Source organism: Halolamina salifodinae (assembly GCF_017874235.1).
Classification (GTDB): domain Archaea; phylum Halobacteriota; class Halobacteria; order Halobacteriales; family Haloferacaceae; genus Halolamina; species Halolamina salifodinae.
The window spans coordinates 1-19,583 of sequence record NZ_JAGGLC010000002.1; the positions used below are offsets into that span (position 1 = coordinate 1).

Genomic DNA, 19,583 nt, shown 5'->3' on the forward strand with positions numbered 1-19,583 from the left:
ATGTAGTAGCGTCCAACGTTCCACAGTTTGGATGCCGAGAACCCACACTGGTCGAGGTCGTCACGAACCTGTTCGTGGTTCGTGATGCGTGCGACATAGGTGCGGGTCGTCTCCAGCATCTTACTAGCTTCATAATACGTTATGAGTAGACATCTGTTAAAGCCAACGAGCGAGGGGAGAATATCCGGCTGGAGTGTTGTCGGTAGGTTGCCGGTCCGAGTGTCGGATTCATCCCGCGCCTAAAGGCGCAGGTATTCTCCTTGTTCCTTATAATGTGACCCACGCTACTGGTCGAAATCCGGGAGTATCCGTCAACGAGCCGGTCGCTTGGGAGAGACTTTTAACGCCGCTTGCCGTAGGGTCCCCAAACCGAATGCCCGGACCCGACCCCCTCGCCGACGTTCCGACGGACGACCTCGCGTGGTGTCACGAGGCCGTTCAGGACGTTTCCCGTACGTTCGCGCTGACCGTCGACGTACTCGACGCACCGATGGACTCCTACATCTGTCTCGGCTACCTCCTCTGTCGGGTCGCGGACACCGTCGAGGACGCCTCCCACATCCCGCCAGCGGAGCAGGCGGCGCTGCTGCGGACGTTCGACGCCGTGGTCGACCCCGACGACGACACCGATGTCGACGCGTTCGTCGACGACGTGCGGGAGTGGCTCCCGCCGGAAGACGAGCGCAACGCCGACTGGACGGTCGTCGCCAGCTCCCCCCGCATCGTCGCCACGTTTGAGGCGCTCCCAGACGACGTGCGTGCGGCCATCACCCCGCCGGTCCGAGAGATGGTCGAGGGAATGGCCGACTTCGTCGAGCGCTACGCCGCCGACGGTGGCCTCCGCATCGACGACGAGCGCGAACTCGAGGAGTACTGCTACTACGCCGCCGGCACGGTCGGGAACCTGATCACCAACCTCGTCACGCGCGGCGAGATCGACGCCGAGCGCGAACGCACCCTCTACGACACCGCCGAGGAGTTCGGCCTGCTGCTCCAGCTGGTGAACGTCTCGAAGGACGTCTACGACGACTACAGCGAGGAGAACAACGTCTACCTCCCCGCCGAGTGGCTGGCCGAGGAGGGCGTCGACCAGGACGAAGTCCTCGACCCCGCCAAACGGGAGGGCGCAACCTCCGTCGTCCGGCGTACCACCGACCTCGCGCGCTCGTACCTCGACGACGCCGGGACGTACCTCCAGCACGTCCCCCTGCGCGACGGCAACACGCTCGAAGCGTGGGCCGTCCCGTTCCTGCTCGCGGTGGGGACGCTCCGCGAGGTCAGTGAGCACCCCGAGGACGTGCTGACTGAGTCGGGCGTGAAAGTCTCCCGGAAGGAGGTGTTCGCCGTCGTCAGCGCGATGAGTTCGAAGGGTCGCGACGCGCTCCCCTCGTTCCGCGAGCGCATCGCCGCCGCGCCGTTCCACCAGACGCCGACCAGCGCGGACTGATCGGACTGGCTCCCCTCGCCGGGCTCTCGTTTCTCCGTCGGTTCTCGTTCTGAACTTCGACACCGCCACGGTCGCGAGCGCCGTCGCTGTTCACCAGTGAAAAGGCCGCAGAACCGCGATCTCCTCAGTCTTCGAGCGCGTCGGCGATCCGTCGAAGCTCCCGGGTCGCGTCGCGGACTTCGTCACGAAGCTGTCGGACCTCACGAACCATGTCCTCGGTGGCCTGCGCCTGCCGGCCGCTGGCCTCGCCGCCTTCCTCGGCGCCTTCGGCGCCCATGCCCGGCGGGCCGCCACCCATGCCACCCGGACCGCCGCCCATGCCGCCGGGGCCGCCACCGCCGCCCATCATGCCGGACATCATCTGTGCGAAGGGGTTGCCGCCGCCGCCGCCGGGACCTTCGCCGCCACCGCCCATCCCGGGCGGGCCGCCGCCCATCCCCTCGGGACCGGGCGCCTCACCCTCTTCTCGCTCCTCTTCGCGGCGCTGCCGGATCTCCTCGACGCGCTCGCGGAACGACTTCTCCTCCTCGCCGGTCTCCTCGGCGGTGTCGTCGGCCTCGTCGGGTTCGTCAACCATACCCCGTGGTTCCGGGGCCACGACGAAAAGGGTTGTTCCTCCCGACGGCCGGAACTGACTTATCGCCGAAACCGAACAACGGCAGTATGGATCGATCGACCCCGCCGCGGCCCTCCCCCCGTATCGTCGCTTTCGTCGGCGTCGTCTGTCTCGCCATCCTCGTCTACGCGATACTGGCACTCGGGAACCCACTCGTCGGGCTGTTTCCGGCGTTCGCGGCTCTCGTGTGCTACGTCGGCTGGCGCTTCCTCCTCGCTGTCGAAGAAATGGCCGACGGACTCCAGCGGCTCGCGGCCGCTCGCGAGCGCGAGGAGCGCTAAGGGACCGGGACGGTTTTCAGCGGCGACGCCGGACTGTCGGCCGATGGTCCCGCCGCTGGCGCTCGATATCGACGGCACGCTCACCACGCCCGAGCACACCATCGCCCCCCGGGCGTTCTCGCTGCTCGCCTCGTGGGAGGCGCCGGTGGTGCTGGCGACCGGGAAGGCGTTCCCCTACCCCGTCGCCCTCTGTCAGTTCGCGGGGATCCCCGAACGCGTCGTCGCCGAGAACGGCGGCGTCGCGCTCGCCGACGGCGATCTGGCCTACGCCGGCGATCCGGAGCGCGTCGACGCAGCCGTCGACGCGTTCGAGAGTCGGGGCGGCGACCTCGGCTGGGAGGGCGTCGACACGGTGAACCGTTGGCGCGAGACCGAGGTCGCGGCCAGCCGAACCGCCGACGAGGCCCTCCTGCGCGAGGTGGCCGCGGAGTTCGACCTCGCGTTCGTCGACACGGGCTACGCCTACCACCTCAAGAGCGCCGACGCGAGCAAGGGCGAGGCGCTCGTTGGCGTCGCAGAGATTCTGGGCTACGGGCCCGAGGAGTTCGTCGCCGTGGGCGATAGCGAGAACGACGCCTCGACGTTCGAAGTGGTTGGGGAGTCCTACGCCGTCGCGAACGCTGACGAGACCGCCAAACGCGCGGCTGACCACGTGCTCGAGCGTGGCTACGTCGACGGCACCCTTGAGGCGCTCCGGGCCGTCAGAGACAGATCACAGAACGAGTAGCGTTCAGCACTCCTCGAGGGCCGTCCGGCCGGATGTCGCGTCGGCGTCGGTGACGGGAACGAACGTGCCGTCGATATCCCACTCGTGGATGCAGTGGATGTCGCCGACGCGCTCTGCTCGCCAGCCACCGATGTCGTCGTCGTGTCGTTCCACCCGCCCGCAGCGCTCGCAGGTACGCCGTTCAGGCGTGCGAAGGAGGTCGCTCATGAAGCGACGGAGGCTTCCGACCGGTATGAAGCTTGTGCCGCCGGCGTCCCTTACGGCCGTTCCGCGGTCGCCGTGGCCAGCGCGTCGACCGGCGCGGCGAGATGGAGCGTCGTCACGTCGGTGCCGCCGAACGTCTCGGTCACGCTCCCGATCCGTTCGAACCCCAGCGACTCGTAGAACGCTCGCCCGCGCTCGTTGGCGGCGAACACCTCCAGCCAGACGCGCTCGTGGCCCTGATCCCGGAGATGGCGGGCGACGGCCCTGCTGAGTCGTGTGCCGATCCCCTCGCCCCAGTGGTCCGGCACGACGTAGAGCCGCGAGAAGAATGCGTCCGGGCCGTCGGGGTCGCTCTCCCAGTCACGCGCGCCGCCGGCGTTCGCGAAGCCCGCAACCCCGTCACCGTCGTCGCTCTCGGCGACGAAGAAACAGCGGCCGGGGTCCGCCACGGCCTCGCTGATCCCCTCACGGAGCGACTCAATATCGTACCACGCATCGACGGTCTCGTCGACCGTCTCCGGGCCCAGCAGATCGTCGTAGGCAGCGTGCCACGAGCCGCGGGCGACGGCGGCGACTGCCGCCGCGTCCGCCGGTCTCGCGTCGCGGATCTCCATACTCGCGACTCCCCGCCCGCCGGCTTGAGCGTTTCGTCCGGTAGCTTTTCGCCGACGGCGCCCGCCCGGCCGGTATGGATCGCTCGCCCCGCCGAACGTTCTGGCTCGCGCTCTGCTGGCTCGGCGCCACCCAGAGCCTCTCGTGGGCACTGGCGGTGCTCCGGGTCGGTGTCTGGCCTGGCAACGTCGCCGCCCTCGCCGGGAGCCTGCTGCTGACGCTGATTGCCCTCGTCGGCGTCGCCCGCCCCGGTTGGGTGGGCGGGCCCGAAAACCGAACGACGATCTGGTGGCTCGCCGTCGCCGCCGCGGGTGCCGGGACGGTGGCGGTGCTGCTCTAGACCTCCCGATACGGCCCGAGCCGCGTCCCGTCAGTGAGATACGCCTCCCCAGACGCCAGCGCCTCGGGCAAGAAGGGCGCGAGGAACGACTCCCCTTCAACGTTGATCCACGTGCCGCCGGAGCGCTCGTTGAACGCCGGGAACACGACCAACTCCGGGTCCTGCCACGCCAGCTCCGCGGCCTCGTCGCCCAGCGCGTCCTCGAACGGCTCACGAAGGAGCGGCCCGCGGAGCCACGCCCGCTCGACCCGGCTGCCGCCCACTTCGTCGGTGAGCCGTACCGAGGGGTGCTCGTGGCCCATGCAGAGCGTCGACGCCGAGAGCACCTCCGCGCCGGGCCACGTATGGCCGTGGACGAGGCCAACGTCGCCGATCCGGGCGCCCTCGGTTGGGAGCATCTCGATTCGGTCGGGGAACACGTCGGCGACGCCGCCGTCGTGGTTCCCCGTCGCGAGTGTCAGCGGTACGCCGCGCTGGTCGAGCGCATCGAGTAAGTCCCGCACCTCTTCGGCTTCGACGCCGTCGGGTTCGGCGATCCGGTGGACCAGATCACCGAGCACGACCACGCGGTCGGCGTCGGTTCGGGAGAGCAGACGGAGCAGGCGTCGGCGCCGCACGTCGGCGTTAGAGTCGAGTTCGACGCCGCGCTCGTAGCGCAGGCCGACCTCGATGCCGGCGTGGTAGTCCGCGACCGCCAGCGCGCGCTCGTCGCTGAGGTCGAGGGTCGCCGCCGGCGCGCCGGGGACGGGGTCGACCGCTGGCCGCCCCATCAGATGGCCTTGAGCGTGCCGTCGGTGGGCTCGTAGCATTTCCCGCTCATCATCGCCTCCTGGATCGCGTCCTCGATGACCCCGGCCTCGGCGCCGTGTTCATCGACGATGTGCTCGATGACGGCCCCGCGGTCGGCACCGTCGCCCTCGTCCAACTCGGCCATCGCGTCCACGACGGCGTCTTCGAGGTCGATGTCGGCTTCGGCCGCCTCCTCCGGCTCTTCCTCGGTTTCGGGCTCCTCCTCGGTCTCGTTGATCTCGTCCTCGATCTCCTCGAGTTCCTCCTCGGAGGTTGGTACGTCGATGCCGGCCTCGCCGGGTTCGCCGACCTCGGTACCGCTGGCGAACTCCGCGCCGAACTCCTCTTGGACCTCCCGGCGCTCGTCCTCGGTCAGTGCGTCGTCGGTCTCGTCCATGGTCTCCTCGGGGTCGAAGTCGTCGAGGTCCTCGGACTCCTCTTCGACGGTCTCCTGCACCGACTCGCCGGCATCGAAGTCGCCGAGTTCCGCTTCGGACTCGGTTTCTGGCTCGGGTTCCGGCTCCGGTTCAGTTTCCTCCTCGGCTTCGGTCTCGGCCGCCGTCTCGGACTCAGTAGTCGTCGCCGGCTCGGTAGCAGGTGCGGCCTCGACCGATTCCGGTTCCGCTTCTTCCGACTCGGCTTCCTCGGACGGCTCCGTCGTAGCCGGCTCCGTTTCTACGGGCTCCGACCCCGTTTCAGTCGCCGTCTCGGCCGACTCGGATTCGGCTTCGGCGGGCTCCGCTTCTGGTTCGCTCGGTTCGGCCTCTTCCTCGCTCGGTTCGACCTCCGCTTCGGCCGACTCGGCCTCTGCCTCAGCCGCTGCTTCCTCACCAGCGGGCTCGGCCGCGGGCGGTGCCGCGCTGCCGAGGTCGATATCCACCTCGGGGAGCGCGCCGAGTTCGGCCGGCGTTTCGTCGTTCGGGTCGGCCTCGAGCGAACTCACCGCGTCGCGTTCCCCGGCGACCTGCTCGACCGCCTCGACGGCGACCGTGCGGACCGCTTCAAGGTACGCCGTCCCGGTGTCGTAGTGGCCGATGGCTTTCGGAACCCCGGCAGCCAGCGAGCCGTCGACGCCCGCCGCGGCGAGCGCCTCGCGGAGCTGGTCACCACGGAGTTCCGAGTCAAGCGCCTCGGTGAACACCGCGATGCGCTGGAGCGTGCGCTCGGCGGCCGAGACCACCCAACGGTCCCGCGTGGCGGCGTCGACTTCGTTGATGCTCTCCGGGCGAACCGAAGTGAACACGCGGTCCGAATCCTCGGGTTCGAACGTCCGAGCTTTCCCCGAGAGCGCGACGAACGTTGGCGGTTCGGCGCGGCTCAGGAACGCGTGCTCGTCGGGCTGATACTGGCCGGCGTAGGTGACGAACGCGCCAGTCGGGTCGACGACGCGCCCACGGAGGCTGTCCTCGTTCACTTCCTCGACCTCGGTGAGCACGCCCACTGCGAACAGACGGTTCACGCGTGCGCCCGTCGGCGTCACGACGTAGTTCGGCGCGCGCTCCTCGTCGCTCTCGGAGTACGAGAGCGTGGCGTCGTCGAACTCCGCGGCGAACAGCCGTCGGGCGATCTCGCGGTTGCCCGGGCCGGAGTCGGCGCTCATGCGCCCACCCCCAGCTCCGCGAGCAGGGCACGCGCGGCCGTTTCGGGGTTTTCGTCGATCTGCTCGAACGCGTCCGCGTTCATGTTCGCGCCGTACTCGTCGACCGAGAGCGACCCCCGGACGCGGTAGGCGTCCCCGACCAGTTCCTCGGCGATGGTCTCGGCGACGACCTCGCGGTCCATCGCCTCCCGGGCGGCATCGCGCGCGTCGTCGAGGTTCCCGCCGTAGATCTCCTCGGTCAGGTCGCTGCCGAGGATCACCGTACAGGTCCCCGTGCCGTCGTCGAGGATCGCTTTCGTCCGGAGGTCGTCCTCGCCCTCGACATCGCCGTGGGAGCGACACTCGCCGTTCTGGATCGCGCGGTTGCACTCCGGACAGCGCTGGATCAGGCCCGAACCGTCTCGGACCTCGATCACGTTGCCCGTGAGTTCCACGTCGAACAGGCCGCCGCCGGCGACGGCCTCGCCGATGCTCATCGACGGTGCCGTGTCGGTGACGGTAACGCTCTCGCCGAGCGCTTCGACCGTCGAGAACTGCGAGACGTTCACCGAGGGCGCGCCGCGGTACTCCCGGACGTACACGTCCTCGAGGCGGACGCTCGCGCCCTCCTCGATCTCCGGGTGCGGGTCCCAGTCGGTGAACGGGAGCCGGGCGGTCTCGTCGCCGATGACCCCGGAGAGGATCTCGGTCTCGCCGTCCCGGCCGTCGATTGTGCGCCCCTCGACCTCGACGACGCTGACCTCGAGGCTCCGGCCGCGGTCGCCGGGTTCGAGGTCGATCAGGTCACGCTCGCCGCCGATCTCGTAGGGGACGTCGAGATCGTCGGTTTCCAGCGCGACGCTGGTGCTGTCCCCGAGGTTGAGTTCGGGGTGGCCCTCCCACTCGCGCACGCCGGCGTTGCCGACGGTGACGGTGTCGTCCGGCTCGAAGCCGAACTCCTGCCACGCGGTGTAGGAGACGGTGCCCGTCTCGTCGGCGAACTCGCCCTCGCGAATGGTGATGTCCTCGCCCTGGTACCGGATCGAACGAGTGCCCTTCGTCAGCACGCGGACCGTGACGGTGACGTTGTCGTGTTCGGTCGTCAGATCCACGACATCGAGCGACTCTGGGGTGGCGTCGCCGCCGCCACCGCCCCCGCCGTGCTTCCGGCGGACGCTCTGTTTGGCCTCGTCGATCGGAACGCTGTACTGGAGTAGGTTCTCCAGGTCCTCTGTGACCTCCTCTTTGTCAACACCGAGAGCGGAGGCGAGCTCCTCGGCGTGCTTGTCGACGTCCATCGACCGGAACTGGGCCGCGATGGCTAATAAGCGTTCGTCCGAGGAGCTCACTGGCCCGTATCGAGTGCTGACACCGAACCACCCTTGCCCCTGGGGGAGCAGGGAGGGGGTATGGACGCCAACTCACGCCTGACACTCGCCCACGAGGCGGCTCGGACCGGCGCAGAGCTCGCCATGAGTGGGTTCCGCGACGACTTCACGGTGGAGTCCAAGGAGTCAGAACTCGACTCCGTCACGGAGTTCGACCGCGAGGTCCAGCGACGGCTGGCGGGGCTGCTCCGCGAGAACGACGGCGGCGCCACCATCGTCGGAGAGGAGGAACTCCCGGACGTGGACACGCGCACCACCATCCCGGAGTCCGGCGACGCCTGGATCGTCGACCCCATCGACGGCACGAACAACTTCGTCGTCGGGAACCATGTCTGGGGCGTCGCGGTCAGCGCCGTCGAGGGCGGCGACGCCGTCGCCGCGGTCAACGAGTTCCCTTCGCTCGGGGACACCTACGCCGCCGGCGACGACGGCGCCACCCGCAACGGCGAGCCCTGCTCGGTGAGCGACCGCACGAACCCCGGGACGTTCACGATCAACCCCATCTTCGGGCTCTCGCCACACCATCGGCGAAAACTCTCCGAGTACGTCGACGTGATCGCCGAGGAGTTCGGCGACAGCCGCCGGTTCGGGAGCTCGCAGTTCGCGCTCTCCTCGGTCGCGGCCGGCGAACTCGACGCGGCCGTCTCCGGGATCCGCCTCGCGCCGTGGGACACCGTCGGCGGCGTTCACCTCGTCCGGCAGGCCGGTGGTACGGTGACCGATCTCGATGGTGAGCCGTGGACCCCCACATCGTCGGGCATCATCGCCTCCAACGGCGAGGCCCACGACGAACTCGTCGCCGCGTTCGACTAGACGTCGTACGAGAGCACGACGCCGTCGTCCATTCGCTCCACACCCGTTAGCGATAGCTCCGGGAACGAGTCGGGGTCGGTGAACCCCTCGCCGTCCACGAGCGTCGGCGCCTCGCGGCCGCCGATCACTGTCGACCCGACGTAGACGGTTAGCCGGTCGACGAGGCCGGCGTCGAACAGCGAGAAGACGAGTTCGCCGCCCCCCTCGACCATGAGCGAGTCGAGGCCGTGGGCCTCCAACTGCTCGAACGCGCCCGGTAGATCCACTCGATCCTCTCCTGCCACGATCACCGTCGCGCCGGCGTTTTCGAGGGCCTCGATGTCGCCCTTCACCGCTCGCTCGCTCACGAGTACGTACGTCACCGCCTCGTCGCCGAGGATTTCGGCGTCGGTCGGCGTCCGCGCGCGGGAGTCGGCCACCACCCGGGCGGGGTTCGGTGGCCGTCCCTCCGCTTCGCGCTGCTCGCGCCGCTCGGCGTCCGTTACGGTCAGACTCGGATCGTCGGCCAACTCGGTGCCGACGCCGACCACGACGCCGTCGGCCTCGGCTCGGAGGGCGTCCATCCGGTCGAAGTCCTCGGGGCCGGAGATGGCCACCTGCTCGCGCTCACGGGTCGAGAGCTTCCCGTCGACGCTCTCGGCGGCGTTCACGTGGACGTGCATACGCCCGTTCGCGCCGCCGTCGGGTCGACTCTTTCGGTCCGAGCGGGAACGCTCAAGGAACGGCCCGCCCGACCCCCGGGTATGACCGAGACCGAGGTCGTCGTGATCGGTGGCGGGGCGACCGGCGTCGGCGTCGCCCGGGACCTCGCGCTACGGGGGGTTGACGTGACGCTGCTTGAACGCGGGCCGGGGCTCAACGCCGGCACCTCCGGGCGCTCCCACGGCGTGCTCCACAGCGGCGCGCGCTACGCCGAGTCCGACCCCGAGGGCGCCGCCGATTGCCTGCAGGAGAACCGAATCCTCCGCGACATCGCCGAGGGCTGCGTCGCCGACTCGGGCGGCCTGTTCGTCCGCCTCGGCGGCGACGACGCCGACTACTTCGACCGAAAGCTCGACGCCTGCCGGGAGATCGGGATGGATCCAGAGCCGCTCTCACCCGCGGAACTCCGCGAACGCGTGTCGGGTCTCTCCGAGGCTGTCGAGGAGGGGTTCGCCATCCCCGACGGCGTCGTCTACCCTTCGCGGCTCGTCGCCGCCACCGCCGCGAACGCGCGGGAGTATGGCGCGACCATCCACACCGACGCCCCGGTCGTCGAGATTGACGCCGACGGCGAGGCGGACCGACGGCTCACGGTCCGAACCGGAGACGGCCCGACCGTCTCGGCGGATGTGGTCGTCAACGCCGCCGGCCCGTGGGCCGGGAAGGTCGCGTCGCTGGCCGGCGCCGAACTCGGGATACGACCCACGCGGGGCGTGATGGTCGCCGTCGACTACCCGGATCTCGGCCCCGTGGTGAACCGCTGCCGGGAGCCTGCGGATGGCGACATCGCCGTCCCGCACGGCGAGCAGGCTGTGCTGGGCACCACGAGCGTCACCGTCGACGACCCCGACGAGTTCGAGCGCGACGACTGGGAGGTCCAGCGTACGGTCGAGGAGTGCGCCGCGATGCTGCCGCCGCTGGCCGACACACCTGTCGAGCGGACCTACTGGGGGCTCCGGCCGCTCTACGAGCCGGACGAGCTGAGTCGGGAGGGGCGGGGCATCTCCCGGGACTTCGCCGTCGTCGCCCACGATTCGGCGCCGGGGCTGGTCAGCGTCGTCGGCGGGAAGCTCACGACCTACCGACTCATGGCCGAGGCCGTCGCCGACCACGTCTGCGGGACGCTGGGCGTCGACGAGCCCTGCCGCACGGCTGAGGAGCCGCTTCCCGGTGTAGGGGACCCGGCGCGACTCGACGAACTGGCCCGGGAGTTCGGTGCGGTCGGGCCCGCGGACGCCGACGTGGTCGGCGAGTAGCGAACAGTCGGAGAGCGGGGGTCGGCGCGACGGGCTCCGAGCACCTGCCGTGTTCGTCGCGCCGCAGTACTCAGCTCACGCGACGGGCTGGTCCCGTCTTCGTTCAAAAAGGTTCGTAGCTGGAGCGGCGGCTCAGTCGTCGACCGGTTCGACGCCAATGGTCACATCGACGCCCTCGATCTCCCAGTCCTCGACGAGGCCGATCGCCTCATCGATATCCGCGACGTCGACGAACCCGGCGGCGCGCACTTCGTCGGCCACCAGATCGCGGCGGTCGTCGAAGAAGCCGGCCACGCGCTCGTCGTCGATGTCGACCGCGACGCGGATCTCCTCCTCGACGTCCAGGTCGAGGCGCTTGCGGGTCTCCTGCACCCGGCGAATCAGGTCGCGGGCGTACCCCTCACGCTCGATCTCCTCGGTGAGTTCCGTGTCGACGTAGACGCGGCCTTGATCGAACTCGGCGGCGGAGACACCCTCCGGTGGCTTGGCGTCGTACTCGACCATCTCGTCGGTGAGTTCGGTCGTCTCGCCGTCGATGTCGACGCCGCCCTCGACGTTCTCGCGGGGTTCACCACGGACTGCGGCCATCACGTCCTGTGCCTCGGCGCCGAATTCAGGCCCGATGACGCTCATCTGTGGTTTCGCGACCTCGACCAGATCCTCGAACTGGTCGGTAACCGTGAGTTTCTGGGCGTTCACGCGCTCGAGGAACAGATCCTCGAGGTCGCGCATGGCGTCGGCGACAGCCTCGTCGTCAGTCTCGACAACGACCTCCTGCACGGGCCAGCGGAGCTTTCTCCCGCCCTGCTGGCGTGCGTTCGCGGCGGCCTCCTCGACCTCGCGGAGCACGGCCATGTTCTGCTCCAGGTCGGGGTCGTGCCACTCGTCGTCGGGCGTCGGCGCGTCGAGCATGTGGACCGTCTCGGCGCCGCCGTCGAGAGTGTGGTACATCCGGTCAGCGAGATACGGCGTGAACGGCGCGAGCAGGCGCACGACCTCGTTCAGCACCGTCGAGAGCGTCGCGTAGGCGCCGCGCTTGCTCGCCGAATCGGACTCCTCCCACATGCGCTCGCGGATCGCCTTCACGTAGAAGCGACTCACGTCCTCGGTGACGAAGTCGAGCAGCGCGTTGAGCGCGTCGTGGGGCGCGTACTCCTCCCACGCCTCCTCGGTCTCCTGTTCGACCGTCTGGAGTCGGGAGAGCACCCACTCGTCGACGACCGAAAGCTCGCCAGCGCCGGAGCCTTCGGCCCCGGCTGGCTCGACGGGCTCGTCCCGGGCCAGTCGAACGTCGCTCAGGTCGGCCTCGCCCGGGTCGTAGTCGTCCAGTTCCATGTACGGCAGCGGGAACCGGAACACGTTCCAGAGGATGTTGAGCGTCGACTGCATCTCCGCGAGGCCGTCCCACTCGAAGCGCAGGTCGGCGCCGTGCTGGTCGTGGCTCAGCAGGTAGGCTCGGAGCGGGTCGCGACCCACTTCCTCGATGGCCTCGTGGGGCGTGACGATGTTGCCGAGGCTCTTGGACATCTTCCGGCCGTCGCTGTCCAGCGCGAACCCGTGCATCACGACCTCGTCGTAGGGGATCTGGTCGACGGCGGCGGTACCCATCCCCAACTGCGACCAGAACCAGCCGCGTGTCTGGTCGTGGGCCTCAGCGATGACGTCGGCGGGCCAGAACTCCTCGTGGGCGTCGGTCTCGCCGGGGAAGTCGAGCGTCCCCCACGAGGCGACCGAGGAGTCCAGCCAGACGTCGAACACGTCGGGGACGCGGGTGTAGGTCGTGTCGCCCTCGGTGATCGTGAGGTCGTCGACGGTCGGCCGGTGGAGGTCGAGTTCCTCAGGGTCGACATCCTGATCGGCGCGCTCGGCGAGTTCGTCGCGGGTGCCGATCACGATCAGGTCGTCGGCGGTCATCTCCTCGGGCGAGAGCCCTTCGGGGGTCCAGATAGGGATCGGGATCCCCCAGTAGCGCTGTCGGGAGACGTTCCAGTCCGGCGAGTCCTCGATGAAGTTCCGGAAACGGTTCTCCCGGGCCTCCGGCGGGTGCCACTCGCTGTCCTCCATGTTCTCGAGGAGGTCCTCCTTCACGTCGGTGACCGTGATGAACCACTGGTTCGTCGCGAGGAAGATGATGTCCGTGTCACAGCGCCAGCACTGCCCGTAGTCGTGGGCGTACGTCTCGTGGGCGAGCAGATAGCCGTTGGCCCGGAGGTCGTCGATGATCCCCTCGTTTGCGTCGCGGACGAACTGGCCGGCGTACTTGCCGGCACGCTCGTCGTAGACGCCATCGCCGCCGACGGGACAGAAGATGTCGAGGCCGAGTTCGTCGCCGCGCTGGAAGTCCTCCTGTCCGTGGCCGGGTGCGGAGTGTACGAGGCCGGTCCGGTCGGTCTCGACGTAGTCGGCGTGGTAGACCTCGCCGGCGCCGACGAAGGAGGGGTGCTCGGGCACTTCCTCGGCCAGCGGCTGGTCGTACTCCCAGCCGACGAGCTCCTCCCCTGAGCGTTCCTCCTCGACTTCGTACTCGTCGTAGCCGCCCTTCTCCATCACCGACTCGACGCAGTCGGCGGCGACGTAGAGCACGTCCTCCTCGCCGGCGCGCTGGGCGCGCACCTTCGCGTACGTGGCCGCCTCGTCGACGGCGATGAACGTGTTCGCGGGGACGGTCCACGGGGTGGTCGTCCACGCCACGAGGCTTCCCTCGTGGTCGGCAAGCGGGAACTGTACGTAGATGGAGGGGTCCTCGACCTGGTGGTACTCGACCTCGTTTTTCGCGATGGCCGTCTCACACCGGGGACACTGGGTGATGGAGCGCTTGCCTTGCTCGACGAGGTCGTTGTCGTGGGCCTGCGAGAACGCCCACCACGCGGACTCCATGTACTCGGGGGAGATGGTCTGGTAGGGGTTCTCCCAGTCCATCCAGACGCCGATGGACTGGAAGTCCTCGTCCATGTTCTCGCGGTTCTCGACGGCGAACCGCTTGCACTCCTCGATGAACTGCTCCATCCCGTACTCCTCGATGTCCTGTTTGGACTCGAAGCCGAGTTCCTGTTCGACTTTGGTCTCGATGGGCAGGCCGTGCATGTCGTAGCCCGGCCGGTCGGTCACGTCGTGGCCCTCCATCCGCTTGCGCCGGATGATCGAGTCCTTGAGGGTCTTGTTCCACGCGGTGCCGAGATGCATCTGCCCGGAGGTGTAGGGGGGGCCGTCGACGAAGAAGAAAGGTGGGTCGTCGGCGTGTGCCTCCTTGGTCCGTTCGTAGGCGTCGTGTTCGTCCCAGTGCGCCGAGACAGTCTCCTCGACCGTCCGCGGTTCGTACTGGTCCGGGACCTCCTCGTCCATACGTCTTGGGTGGATTGGGTCGCTTATCAACCCGGTGGTCCGGCAGTCCGAGTGTTGGATGGATTCGGTCGATGGGTTGCTTGAGTCAACTGCTGCTTGTCGACTGCTTGGGTCAGCAACCCCGAGAAAGCCCCTGGCCGCTACGGTCCCGCGACTCGCTGCGCGCTTCGGTCGCTACGCTCCCTCAGTGCTTGTGTCGTCACCAGAACGCTTCGCGTTCTGGTTGGCAGACGAGAGCTTTGCTCTCGTCGACGTCAGGGTTCCCGTAGCGGCCAGCCCCTTTCAGTCCCGCCCACGACACCGCCCACAGCCTCCCCAGCCGACTCGTTCCTTCGCTCGCGCTCAGTCACTCGCCCTCGCGCTGACGGACACACTGAGGTGTCCGTGATTCGCGCCGACAGCCTCCATCGGCGTCGACGTGCCGCGAGGGGGACGTTCAAGCCGCCCGGCCACCAACGACGGGTAATGACGGACATCCCGCTCGAACACGTCCACCGCGAACCGGACACCGACACCGGAAACGCCGTCTTCGTCCTGCACGGCCGTGGCGCCAACGAAGAAGACCTCCTCCCCGTCGCCGAGCGTCTGCCGGGCGAGCGCCACGTGATCAGCTTCCGCGCGCCCGACCGCCTGCAGGGGGGTTACACGTGGTACGACCTCGATCTCTCGGCGGGCGGCCTCGAACAGAGCCAGCCCGATCCCGAAGGGTTCCGGCGCAGCCTCGACCTCGTGGCCGAGTCCGTCGACGCCGCCGTCGAGAAGTACGGCCTCGACGCCGACGAACTCGGCCTACTGGGGTTCAGTCAGGGCGCGATCACCAGCTTCTCGCTCGTGCTCGAACAGCCAGACACGTTCGCGTGGGTCGCCGGCCACCACGGCTACCTCGCCGAGTCCCACGCCGACCGCGCGCCCGAGGGGATCGAGGGCAAGCCCGTCTTCGTCGGCGCCGGCGCGGCCGACCAGATCATCCCGGCGACCCGGAGCGAGGCTGCCGCCGAGGGGCTTCGCGAGGCTGGCGCCGACGTGACCTTCGAGGCGTACGAGGGCGGTCACGGAATCGGCCAGGAGGAGCTAGCCGACGTCGCCGAGTTCGTCGAAGCGCACGACTGAGGCTCAGCCGCTGGGCGTCGGCGTCTGGGTCGCCGTCCCGTCAGCGCTCGCGTTTTTCGCTCTCGGGAGCCAGTCAGGCTCCGTTGGCCCCACTTCCTCGAACCGGTAGTCGAGCGCGAACCGGATCTGTTCGCGCTCGCCGTCGCCGTCGGCGTCCGGAACCGTGTAGCTCGCCCGAATCGTCGTGATCACGCCGCGGTCGGAGACGATCAGCAGTCCGTCGTAGTCCTCGATATTTTCGCCAAGCCTGTCTGGCGGGTTGTCGACGGCAATTCGGTACGTCGGGCAGTCAGTATCGTACTCGATGGCGCAGGTGACGACGCTGTCCTCGGCGCTGACGAAGTAGCGGTAGAGATAGCCCTGTACGCTCCCGTCGAGGTTCGTCGCCGGCGCCTCCTCCACCGATCGGGCCCGGTAGTCGATGTCGTCGCCGAACACGACGCGGTCGTACACCGTCTCGCCGTCGGCATAGAGCGAGACGCTGGAGTTGATCGTCCCGTTCCGACCCGTGAGAACCGAGTTGCTCTCGTGGCGGTAGTAGCTCTCGTTCACGATCACCGACGTCGCATTGCGCGAGACGACCCCGCGGGTCCCGTTCGCGCTCGGGAACGCGTGGAGTTCCGTATGCAGCACTCGCGAGCGGTTCTGTACGCCGGCGACGTGGGCATCGGCGAGGGTCATCCCGCTTTCGACGCCGTCGAGGCTGACTCCCGGCGCCACGTTGGGCCCCCCGGTCGGCTCCGGTGTCCCAACACCAACAGCGCCGACGGTCCCGTCCTCGGGCGTCACGTTCCCCACTGTGATCGGTGCCTGCTCGGGCCCGCTGCCGGGTAATCCCGGCCCGGCGAAGGCGACGCCGACGAGTGCGAGGATCACGATAACGGCGAGCGCACGTCGACCGACGTCGACAGTCGGAATCGCCGGCAGGAGCGTTCCGGCCTCGCCACTCTCCTCGGTCTCCTCTCGCACTTCCCGCGCTAGCGGCTTCCCGACGTGCTGTTCGTACAGATCCTCCGCGACCCCGCGCTCGACGCCATAGAGCAACAGATCCCGGAGGTCCACGGGCGAGACGTACTCGACACCAGTCTCGCTCGCAGCCGTGCGGACGGCCTCGCGACCGCGCGTGGCGACCAGCGTGTCGAGGCCCGAGAGGTCCGGCGTCCAGAATCTGCCGGGGTCGACGACGCCGATCCGTCGCTGTTGGCCGTCTCGTTCGGCGAGGACGACGCCGTCGACAGAGGCGTTCGCTTCTGTCTGGCCAGCGGGAGCTTCGCTCCCGCGACCATCGTCGATGCTCGTCTCCCACCCGCGAGCACTCCAGAGGGCGGCGACGAACGCGGTTCGGTCGGCGGCGTGGAGGGCGCGGAACTCCCGGGCGAACGCGTCGGCGGGGACCGGCGGCATTGCCGACTAGTAGGGCGACCGACGCAAAAACACACCGGCGCTCAGAGCGACGGGACGAACCCGACCACGCCGGCGGCTTCCAGCAGCATCCAGCAGAGGAACAGCACGTACACCCCCAGCAGCACCCGCCCCTCGCTGTCGGTGAGGTGGAGATCGGTTCGGAGCACCGTGAACAGCACGACCGTCGCGACCACGAGAAACGCCATCATCGGCGCCGCAACGGCGTAGTCGACCACGGCGCTCCCGGCGAGCACGATGCCGGCCGGGACGGCGATCAGCAGGTCAAACACGTTGCTGCCGAACACGTTGCCGAGGCTGGTCACCCCCCGGCCGTCCCGCGCGGCGCGCACGGAGACCAGCGTGTCGGGCAGCGAGGTGCCGGCGGCGATGACGGTCAGCCCCCAGAGCGCCTCCGAGATGCCGAACGCGCCGGCGAACACCTCGGCGCCGTAGACGAACCCCTCGACGGCGACGACGATGAGCACCAGACTCACCGCGAGCACGCCCCACTGTTTCAGAGGGTTCACGCCCCGGTGCTCCTCCGGGTCGGCGACGTAGTCCACGGTGTCGGCGTACTGGGTGAACGCGTAGAGCCCGTACAGTCCCATCGGCAGCAGCGCGACCCACCGCGGGATCTCGGCGGCGAGGCGACTACTCTCGTGGGGGTAGTAGATCACCCCCAGCGAGAAGACGATCAGCAGCGCCGCCACCGAGAGCATGTAGAACAGCGCCTCCTTGTACACCACGTCGCGGTTGGCGTTCAGTTCGCCCTCCGAGAGCAGCACGGCGGCGCCGGGGATCACGAGCACGTTGAACACCGCCGAGCCAACGACGGTGCCGACGCCGAGTTCGAACGCGCCGTGGCGCACCACCGAGAGCACGGCGATGGATAGCTCCGGGAAGCTTGTCCCGACCGCGGCGACGATGGACCCCTGTATCACCGGCGGCAGGCCGTAGTAGCCCGAAAGCTGTTCGCTGGCGTCCTCCAGCATCCCTGATCCCCTCCAGACGACGGCGGTCGCCGCGAGCGTGACCGCCGCGCCAACCAACACCGAGCGCATGCGTGGGGCATCCGCGGGGCGGGCAAAAACGGCACCGTTCGTCGTCGCCGAGGCGTCGTTGCCGTTCACCGATCGGGGTCCGGACAGCCGCGGTCGGTAGCCCTAAACCGACCCATCCCCAAACGCGGCTATGAGCGTCGCGAAGACCGTCGAGGACCTCGGAACCGAACTCGGCGAACGCATCGCCGCGACCGACGAGTACCAGCGCTTCGAAGCGGCCGAGGCGGCCGTCGAAGCCAGTGAGGAGGCCCAACAGCGCATCCGCGAGTTCGAGTCGCTCCGTGCGGAGCTGAACACGGCTCGCCAGACCGGCTCGGCCGACCAGGAACTGGTCGACGACGTCCGGCAGGCACAGCACGAACTCCACTCGCTGCCCGAGATGGCCGAGTTCCTCGAGGCCCAGGAAGCGATGGAGGCGAAACTCGACGCCGTGAACGACGCCATCTCCTCGCAGTTGGTCGTCGACTTCGGCGGCGAGGCCGGCGGCTGCTGTCAGAACTGACGCCGCGATTTTTAGCGAACTGCGCTGCTTTCGCACCCGAGAGTTCTTCTAGGAGAGCGCGGCCATCGTCGCCATGCTCGCTATCGCCGGCGGCAAGGGCGGGGTCGGCAAAACCACCTCTGCGCTCGGCCTCGCCGCCACCCTTCCCGGCCGCCCGCTCGTCGTCGACGCCGACCGCGACATGCCCGACCTGCACGCGCTCGCGGCGGTCCCGCGGGCCGAATCGACCAATACCACCGACGTGATCGATAGAACCCGGTATAGCGACGCGTACGACTGTCGAGTCCTGCCGGCGCCGACCGACGACACAGTCGCAACCGAGGAATGGTTGATACGGATCCGTTCGGGGTGGTCAGCGGGCGGGAGTAACAAGTCCTCAACGGCGCGAACGTCGCCGGTGACTTTGATCGACACGCCTGCCGGTGCGGGCATCAACGCCGCCGTGCCGCTCCGGGTCGCCGACGGCGTCGTCCTGGTGAGCACGGCCTGCGCGCCGGCGCTCCGCGACGCCGCGAAGACGGCGTCGATGGCCCGGGCGGTCGGCACGCCGGTCGTGGGGGCGATTCTGGTCCGGACGAGCGCTCGGCCGCCGAACGCGTCGGATCTGTTCGGTTGTCCGCTGCTCGCTGTCGTCCCGGAGTCCACTGGTCGCCCGCTCACCGACCGACGGGTTCGTGATCGGTACGATGCCGCCGCGACAGCACTGGAGGGGGCTGTAGAAAGGGTGTGATTGGGTGACAACTCTAGGAAACCTTTTCCGAAGGTACCGAGTAACGAGATGCATGGCCAAGCGGCTCTCGACCGGGATCTCCATCCTCGACCGCGAGATCGAGGGGGGGGTCCCAGCGGGCTCCATGGTGCTGCTCTCCGCGGAGCCTGCCAGTCAGTCGGAGCTGTTCCTCTACGAGCTAACGGCCGCCCGTCCGTCGCTGTACCTGACGACGGTCCGGTCGGATCAGTCCGTCGAGGACGCTATCGCCGCCGCGAACACGCGGACGGGCTCGCCGACGGTGCGTGACGTAGGGGGCGACGCCCCGCTGGACCGGGCGAACCGCCTGATCGGGACGCTGCCCGAGGAGGCGACGCTGATCGTCGACGTGGTCGACGCACTGGAGCGCTACGACCGGAGTCGCTACCGGCGCTTCCTCAACGAACTCCAGACCGTGATGGTGAACACCGGCGGCATCGCCATCCTCCACGGGCTGAAGGGGCAGAACATCCCCGCGAACAGGGACCTGACGGCCCACGTCGCCGACGTGGTGTTCGACCTCCGGACCAAGATCACGAACGCCGAGGTCGAGAACCGCCTCGTCGTCCCCAAGTTCCGCGGCGGGAAGGCGCTCTCCGAGCCGATCAAGCTTCGGCTGGCCGAGAGCGTCAACATCGACACCTCTCGGGACATCGCCTGAC

The 19,583-nt window shown here is 68.7% G+C and carries 20 protein-coding genes; 10 read left to right on the top strand and 10 right to left on the bottom strand.

Annotated features, from left to right (window positions below; translation table 11 throughout):
- The first annotated feature begins 373 nt into the window (after positions 1 to 373).
- Positions 374 to 1,447, top strand: coding sequence for a phytoene/squalene synthase family protein (locus J2753_RS04645; RefSeq protein WP_209490768.1), 1,074 nt, complete (start codon positions 374 to 376; stop codon positions 1,445 to 1,447).
- Between the two features lie 124 nt (positions 1,448 to 1,571).
- Here J2753_RS04645 and J2753_RS04650 read toward each other — a convergent pair whose 3' ends face one another.
- Entirely contained in the window at positions 1,572 to 2,024 is a 453-nt protein-coding gene (locus J2753_RS04650) for a hypothetical protein (RefSeq protein ID WP_209490769.1), read from the bottom strand.
- 86 nt (positions 2,025 to 2,110) lie between these two features.
- Here J2753_RS04650 and J2753_RS04655 point away from each other — a divergent pair, with 86 nt between their 5' ends.
- Positions 2,111 to 2,344, top strand: coding sequence for a hypothetical protein (locus J2753_RS04655; RefSeq protein WP_209490770.1), 234 nt, complete (start codon positions 2,111 to 2,113; stop codon positions 2,342 to 2,344).
- Positions 2,345 to 2,387: 43 nt separating this feature from the next.
- Positions 2,388 to 3,071 carry an HAD-IIB family hydrolase gene (locus J2753_RS04660; RefSeq protein ID WP_209490771.1) on the top strand — a complete coding sequence of 228 codons (684 nt, stop codon included), beginning with the start codon at positions 2,388 to 2,390 and terminating at the stop codon, positions 3,069 to 3,071.
- A 3-nt stretch (positions 3,072 to 3,074) separates the two neighbouring features.
- On the opposite strand, the gene J2753_RS04665 is transcribed toward J2753_RS04660, so the two are convergent.
- Together J2753_RS04665 and J2753_RS04670 are read right to left on the bottom strand one after the other, a co-directional pair.
- Entirely contained in the window at positions 3,075 to 3,278 is a 204-nt protein-coding gene (locus tag J2753_RS04665) for an HEWD family protein (protein ID WP_209490772.1), read from the bottom strand.
- A gap of 50 nt (positions 3,279 to 3,328) precedes the next feature.
- Positions 3,329 to 3,889, bottom strand: a complete 561-nt coding sequence (locus J2753_RS04670) for a GNAT family N-acetyltransferase (RefSeq protein ID WP_209490773.1) — start codon at positions 3,887 to 3,889, stop codon at positions 3,329 to 3,331.
- A 74-nt stretch (positions 3,890 to 3,963) separates the two neighbouring features.
- Between J2753_RS04670 and J2753_RS04675 the strand changes: the two genes are divergently transcribed.
- The gene (locus J2753_RS04675) at positions 3,964 to 4,227 is read left to right on the top strand and encodes a hypothetical protein (RefSeq protein WP_209490774.1); all 264 of its coding nucleotides are present in this window, start codon (positions 3,964 to 3,966) and stop codon (positions 4,225 to 4,227) included.
- On the opposite strand, the gene J2753_RS04680 is transcribed toward J2753_RS04675, so the two are convergent.
- Genes J2753_RS04680 through J2753_RS04690 form a run of 3 tightly spaced genes read right to left on the bottom strand, consistent with a single transcriptional unit; the run spans position 4,224 to position 7,893 of the window.
- Positions 4,224 to 4,997: a metallophosphoesterase gene (locus J2753_RS04680; RefSeq protein WP_209490775.1), complete on the bottom strand. Its 774-nt coding sequence runs from the start codon at positions 4,995 to 4,997 to the stop codon at positions 4,224 to 4,226. The genes J2753_RS04675 and J2753_RS04680 overlap by 4 nt on opposite strands.
- Positions 4,997 to 6,616 carry an RPA family protein gene (locus J2753_RS04685; protein WP_209490776.1) on the bottom strand — a complete coding sequence of 540 codons (1,620 nt, stop codon included), beginning with the start codon at positions 6,614 to 6,616 and terminating at the stop codon, positions 4,997 to 4,999. Before J2753_RS04685 ends, J2753_RS04680 begins: the two co-directional genes overlap by 1 nt.
- The gene (locus J2753_RS04690) at positions 6,613 to 7,893 is read right to left on the bottom strand and encodes a Single-stranded DNA binding protein (protein WP_209490777.1); all 1,281 of its coding nucleotides are present in this window, start codon (positions 7,891 to 7,893) and stop codon (positions 6,613 to 6,615) included. Before J2753_RS04690 ends, J2753_RS04685 begins: the two co-directional genes overlap by 4 nt.
- Positions 7,894 to 8,004: 111 nt before the next feature.
- On the opposite strand from J2753_RS04690, the gene J2753_RS04695 reads away from it, so the two are divergent.
- Entirely contained in the window at positions 8,005 to 8,796 is a 792-nt protein-coding gene (locus J2753_RS04695; protein ID WP_209490778.1) for an inositol monophosphatase family protein, read from the top strand.
- Here the strand turns inward: J2753_RS04695 and J2753_RS04700 are convergent.
- A complete protein-coding gene (locus J2753_RS04700; protein WP_209490779.1) occupies positions 8,793 to 9,458 on the bottom strand; it encodes a 2,5-diamino-6-(ribosylamino)-4(3H)-pyrimidinone 5'-phosphate reductase in 666 nt (221 codons plus the stop codon). The genes J2753_RS04695 and J2753_RS04700 overlap by 4 nt on opposite strands.
- Positions 9,459 to 9,539: 81 nt before the next feature.
- Between J2753_RS04700 and J2753_RS04705 the strand changes: the two genes are divergently transcribed.
- Entirely contained in the window at positions 9,540 to 10,754 is a 1,215-nt protein-coding gene (locus J2753_RS04705) for an FAD-dependent oxidoreductase (RefSeq protein ID WP_209490780.1), read from the top strand.
- A 132-nt stretch (positions 10,755 to 10,886) separates the two neighbouring features.
- On the opposite strand, the gene ileS is transcribed toward J2753_RS04705, so the two are convergent.
- Positions 10,887 to 14,096 carry an isoleucine--tRNA ligase gene (ileS, locus tag J2753_RS04710; RefSeq protein ID WP_209490781.1) on the bottom strand — a complete coding sequence of 1,070 codons (3,210 nt, stop codon included), beginning with the start codon at positions 14,094 to 14,096 and terminating at the stop codon, positions 10,887 to 10,889.
- Between the two features lie 465 nt (positions 14,097 to 14,561).
- Here ileS and J2753_RS04715 point away from each other — a divergent pair, with 465 nt between their 5' ends.
- Positions 14,562 to 15,206, top strand: coding sequence for an alpha/beta hydrolase (locus tag J2753_RS04715; protein WP_209490782.1), 645 nt, complete (start codon positions 14,562 to 14,564; stop codon positions 15,204 to 15,206).
- A gap of 3 nt (positions 15,207 to 15,209) precedes the next feature.
- Here J2753_RS04715 and J2753_RS04720 read toward each other — a convergent pair whose 3' ends face one another.
- Together J2753_RS04720 and J2753_RS04725 are read right to left on the bottom strand one after the other, a co-directional pair.
- Entirely contained in the window at positions 15,210 to 16,610 is a 1,401-nt protein-coding gene (locus J2753_RS04720; protein WP_209490783.1) for a hypothetical protein, read from the bottom strand.
- A 41-nt stretch (positions 16,611 to 16,651) separates the two neighbouring features.
- On the bottom strand, positions 16,652 to 17,671 hold the full coding sequence (locus J2753_RS04725) for a sodium:calcium antiporter (protein ID WP_209490784.1): 1,020 nt from the start codon (positions 17,669 to 17,671) through the stop codon (positions 16,652 to 16,654).
- 130 nt (positions 17,672 to 17,801) lie between these two features.
- On the opposite strand from J2753_RS04725, the gene J2753_RS04730 reads away from it, so the two are divergent.
- The 3 genes from J2753_RS04730 (at position 17,802) to J2753_RS04740 (ending at position 19,582) form a co-directional block, all read left to right on the top strand.
- Positions 17,802 to 18,173, top strand: coding sequence for a YlbF family regulator (locus tag J2753_RS04730; RefSeq protein ID WP_209490785.1), 372 nt, complete (start codon positions 17,802 to 17,804; stop codon positions 18,171 to 18,173).
- 73 nt (positions 18,174 to 18,246) lie between these two features.
- Positions 18,247 to 18,903 carry a MinD/ParA family ATP-binding protein gene (locus J2753_RS04735; RefSeq protein ID WP_209490786.1) on the top strand — a complete coding sequence of 219 codons (657 nt, stop codon included), beginning with the start codon at positions 18,247 to 18,249 and terminating at the stop codon, positions 18,901 to 18,903.
- A 52-nt stretch (positions 18,904 to 18,955) separates the two neighbouring features.
- Positions 18,956 to 19,582 (top strand): RAD55 family ATPase, encoded by a 627-nt coding sequence (locus J2753_RS04740; protein ID WP_209490787.1) that lies wholly within the window; start codon positions 18,956 to 18,958, stop codon positions 19,580 to 19,582.
- Position 19,583: the final 1 nt, after the last annotated feature.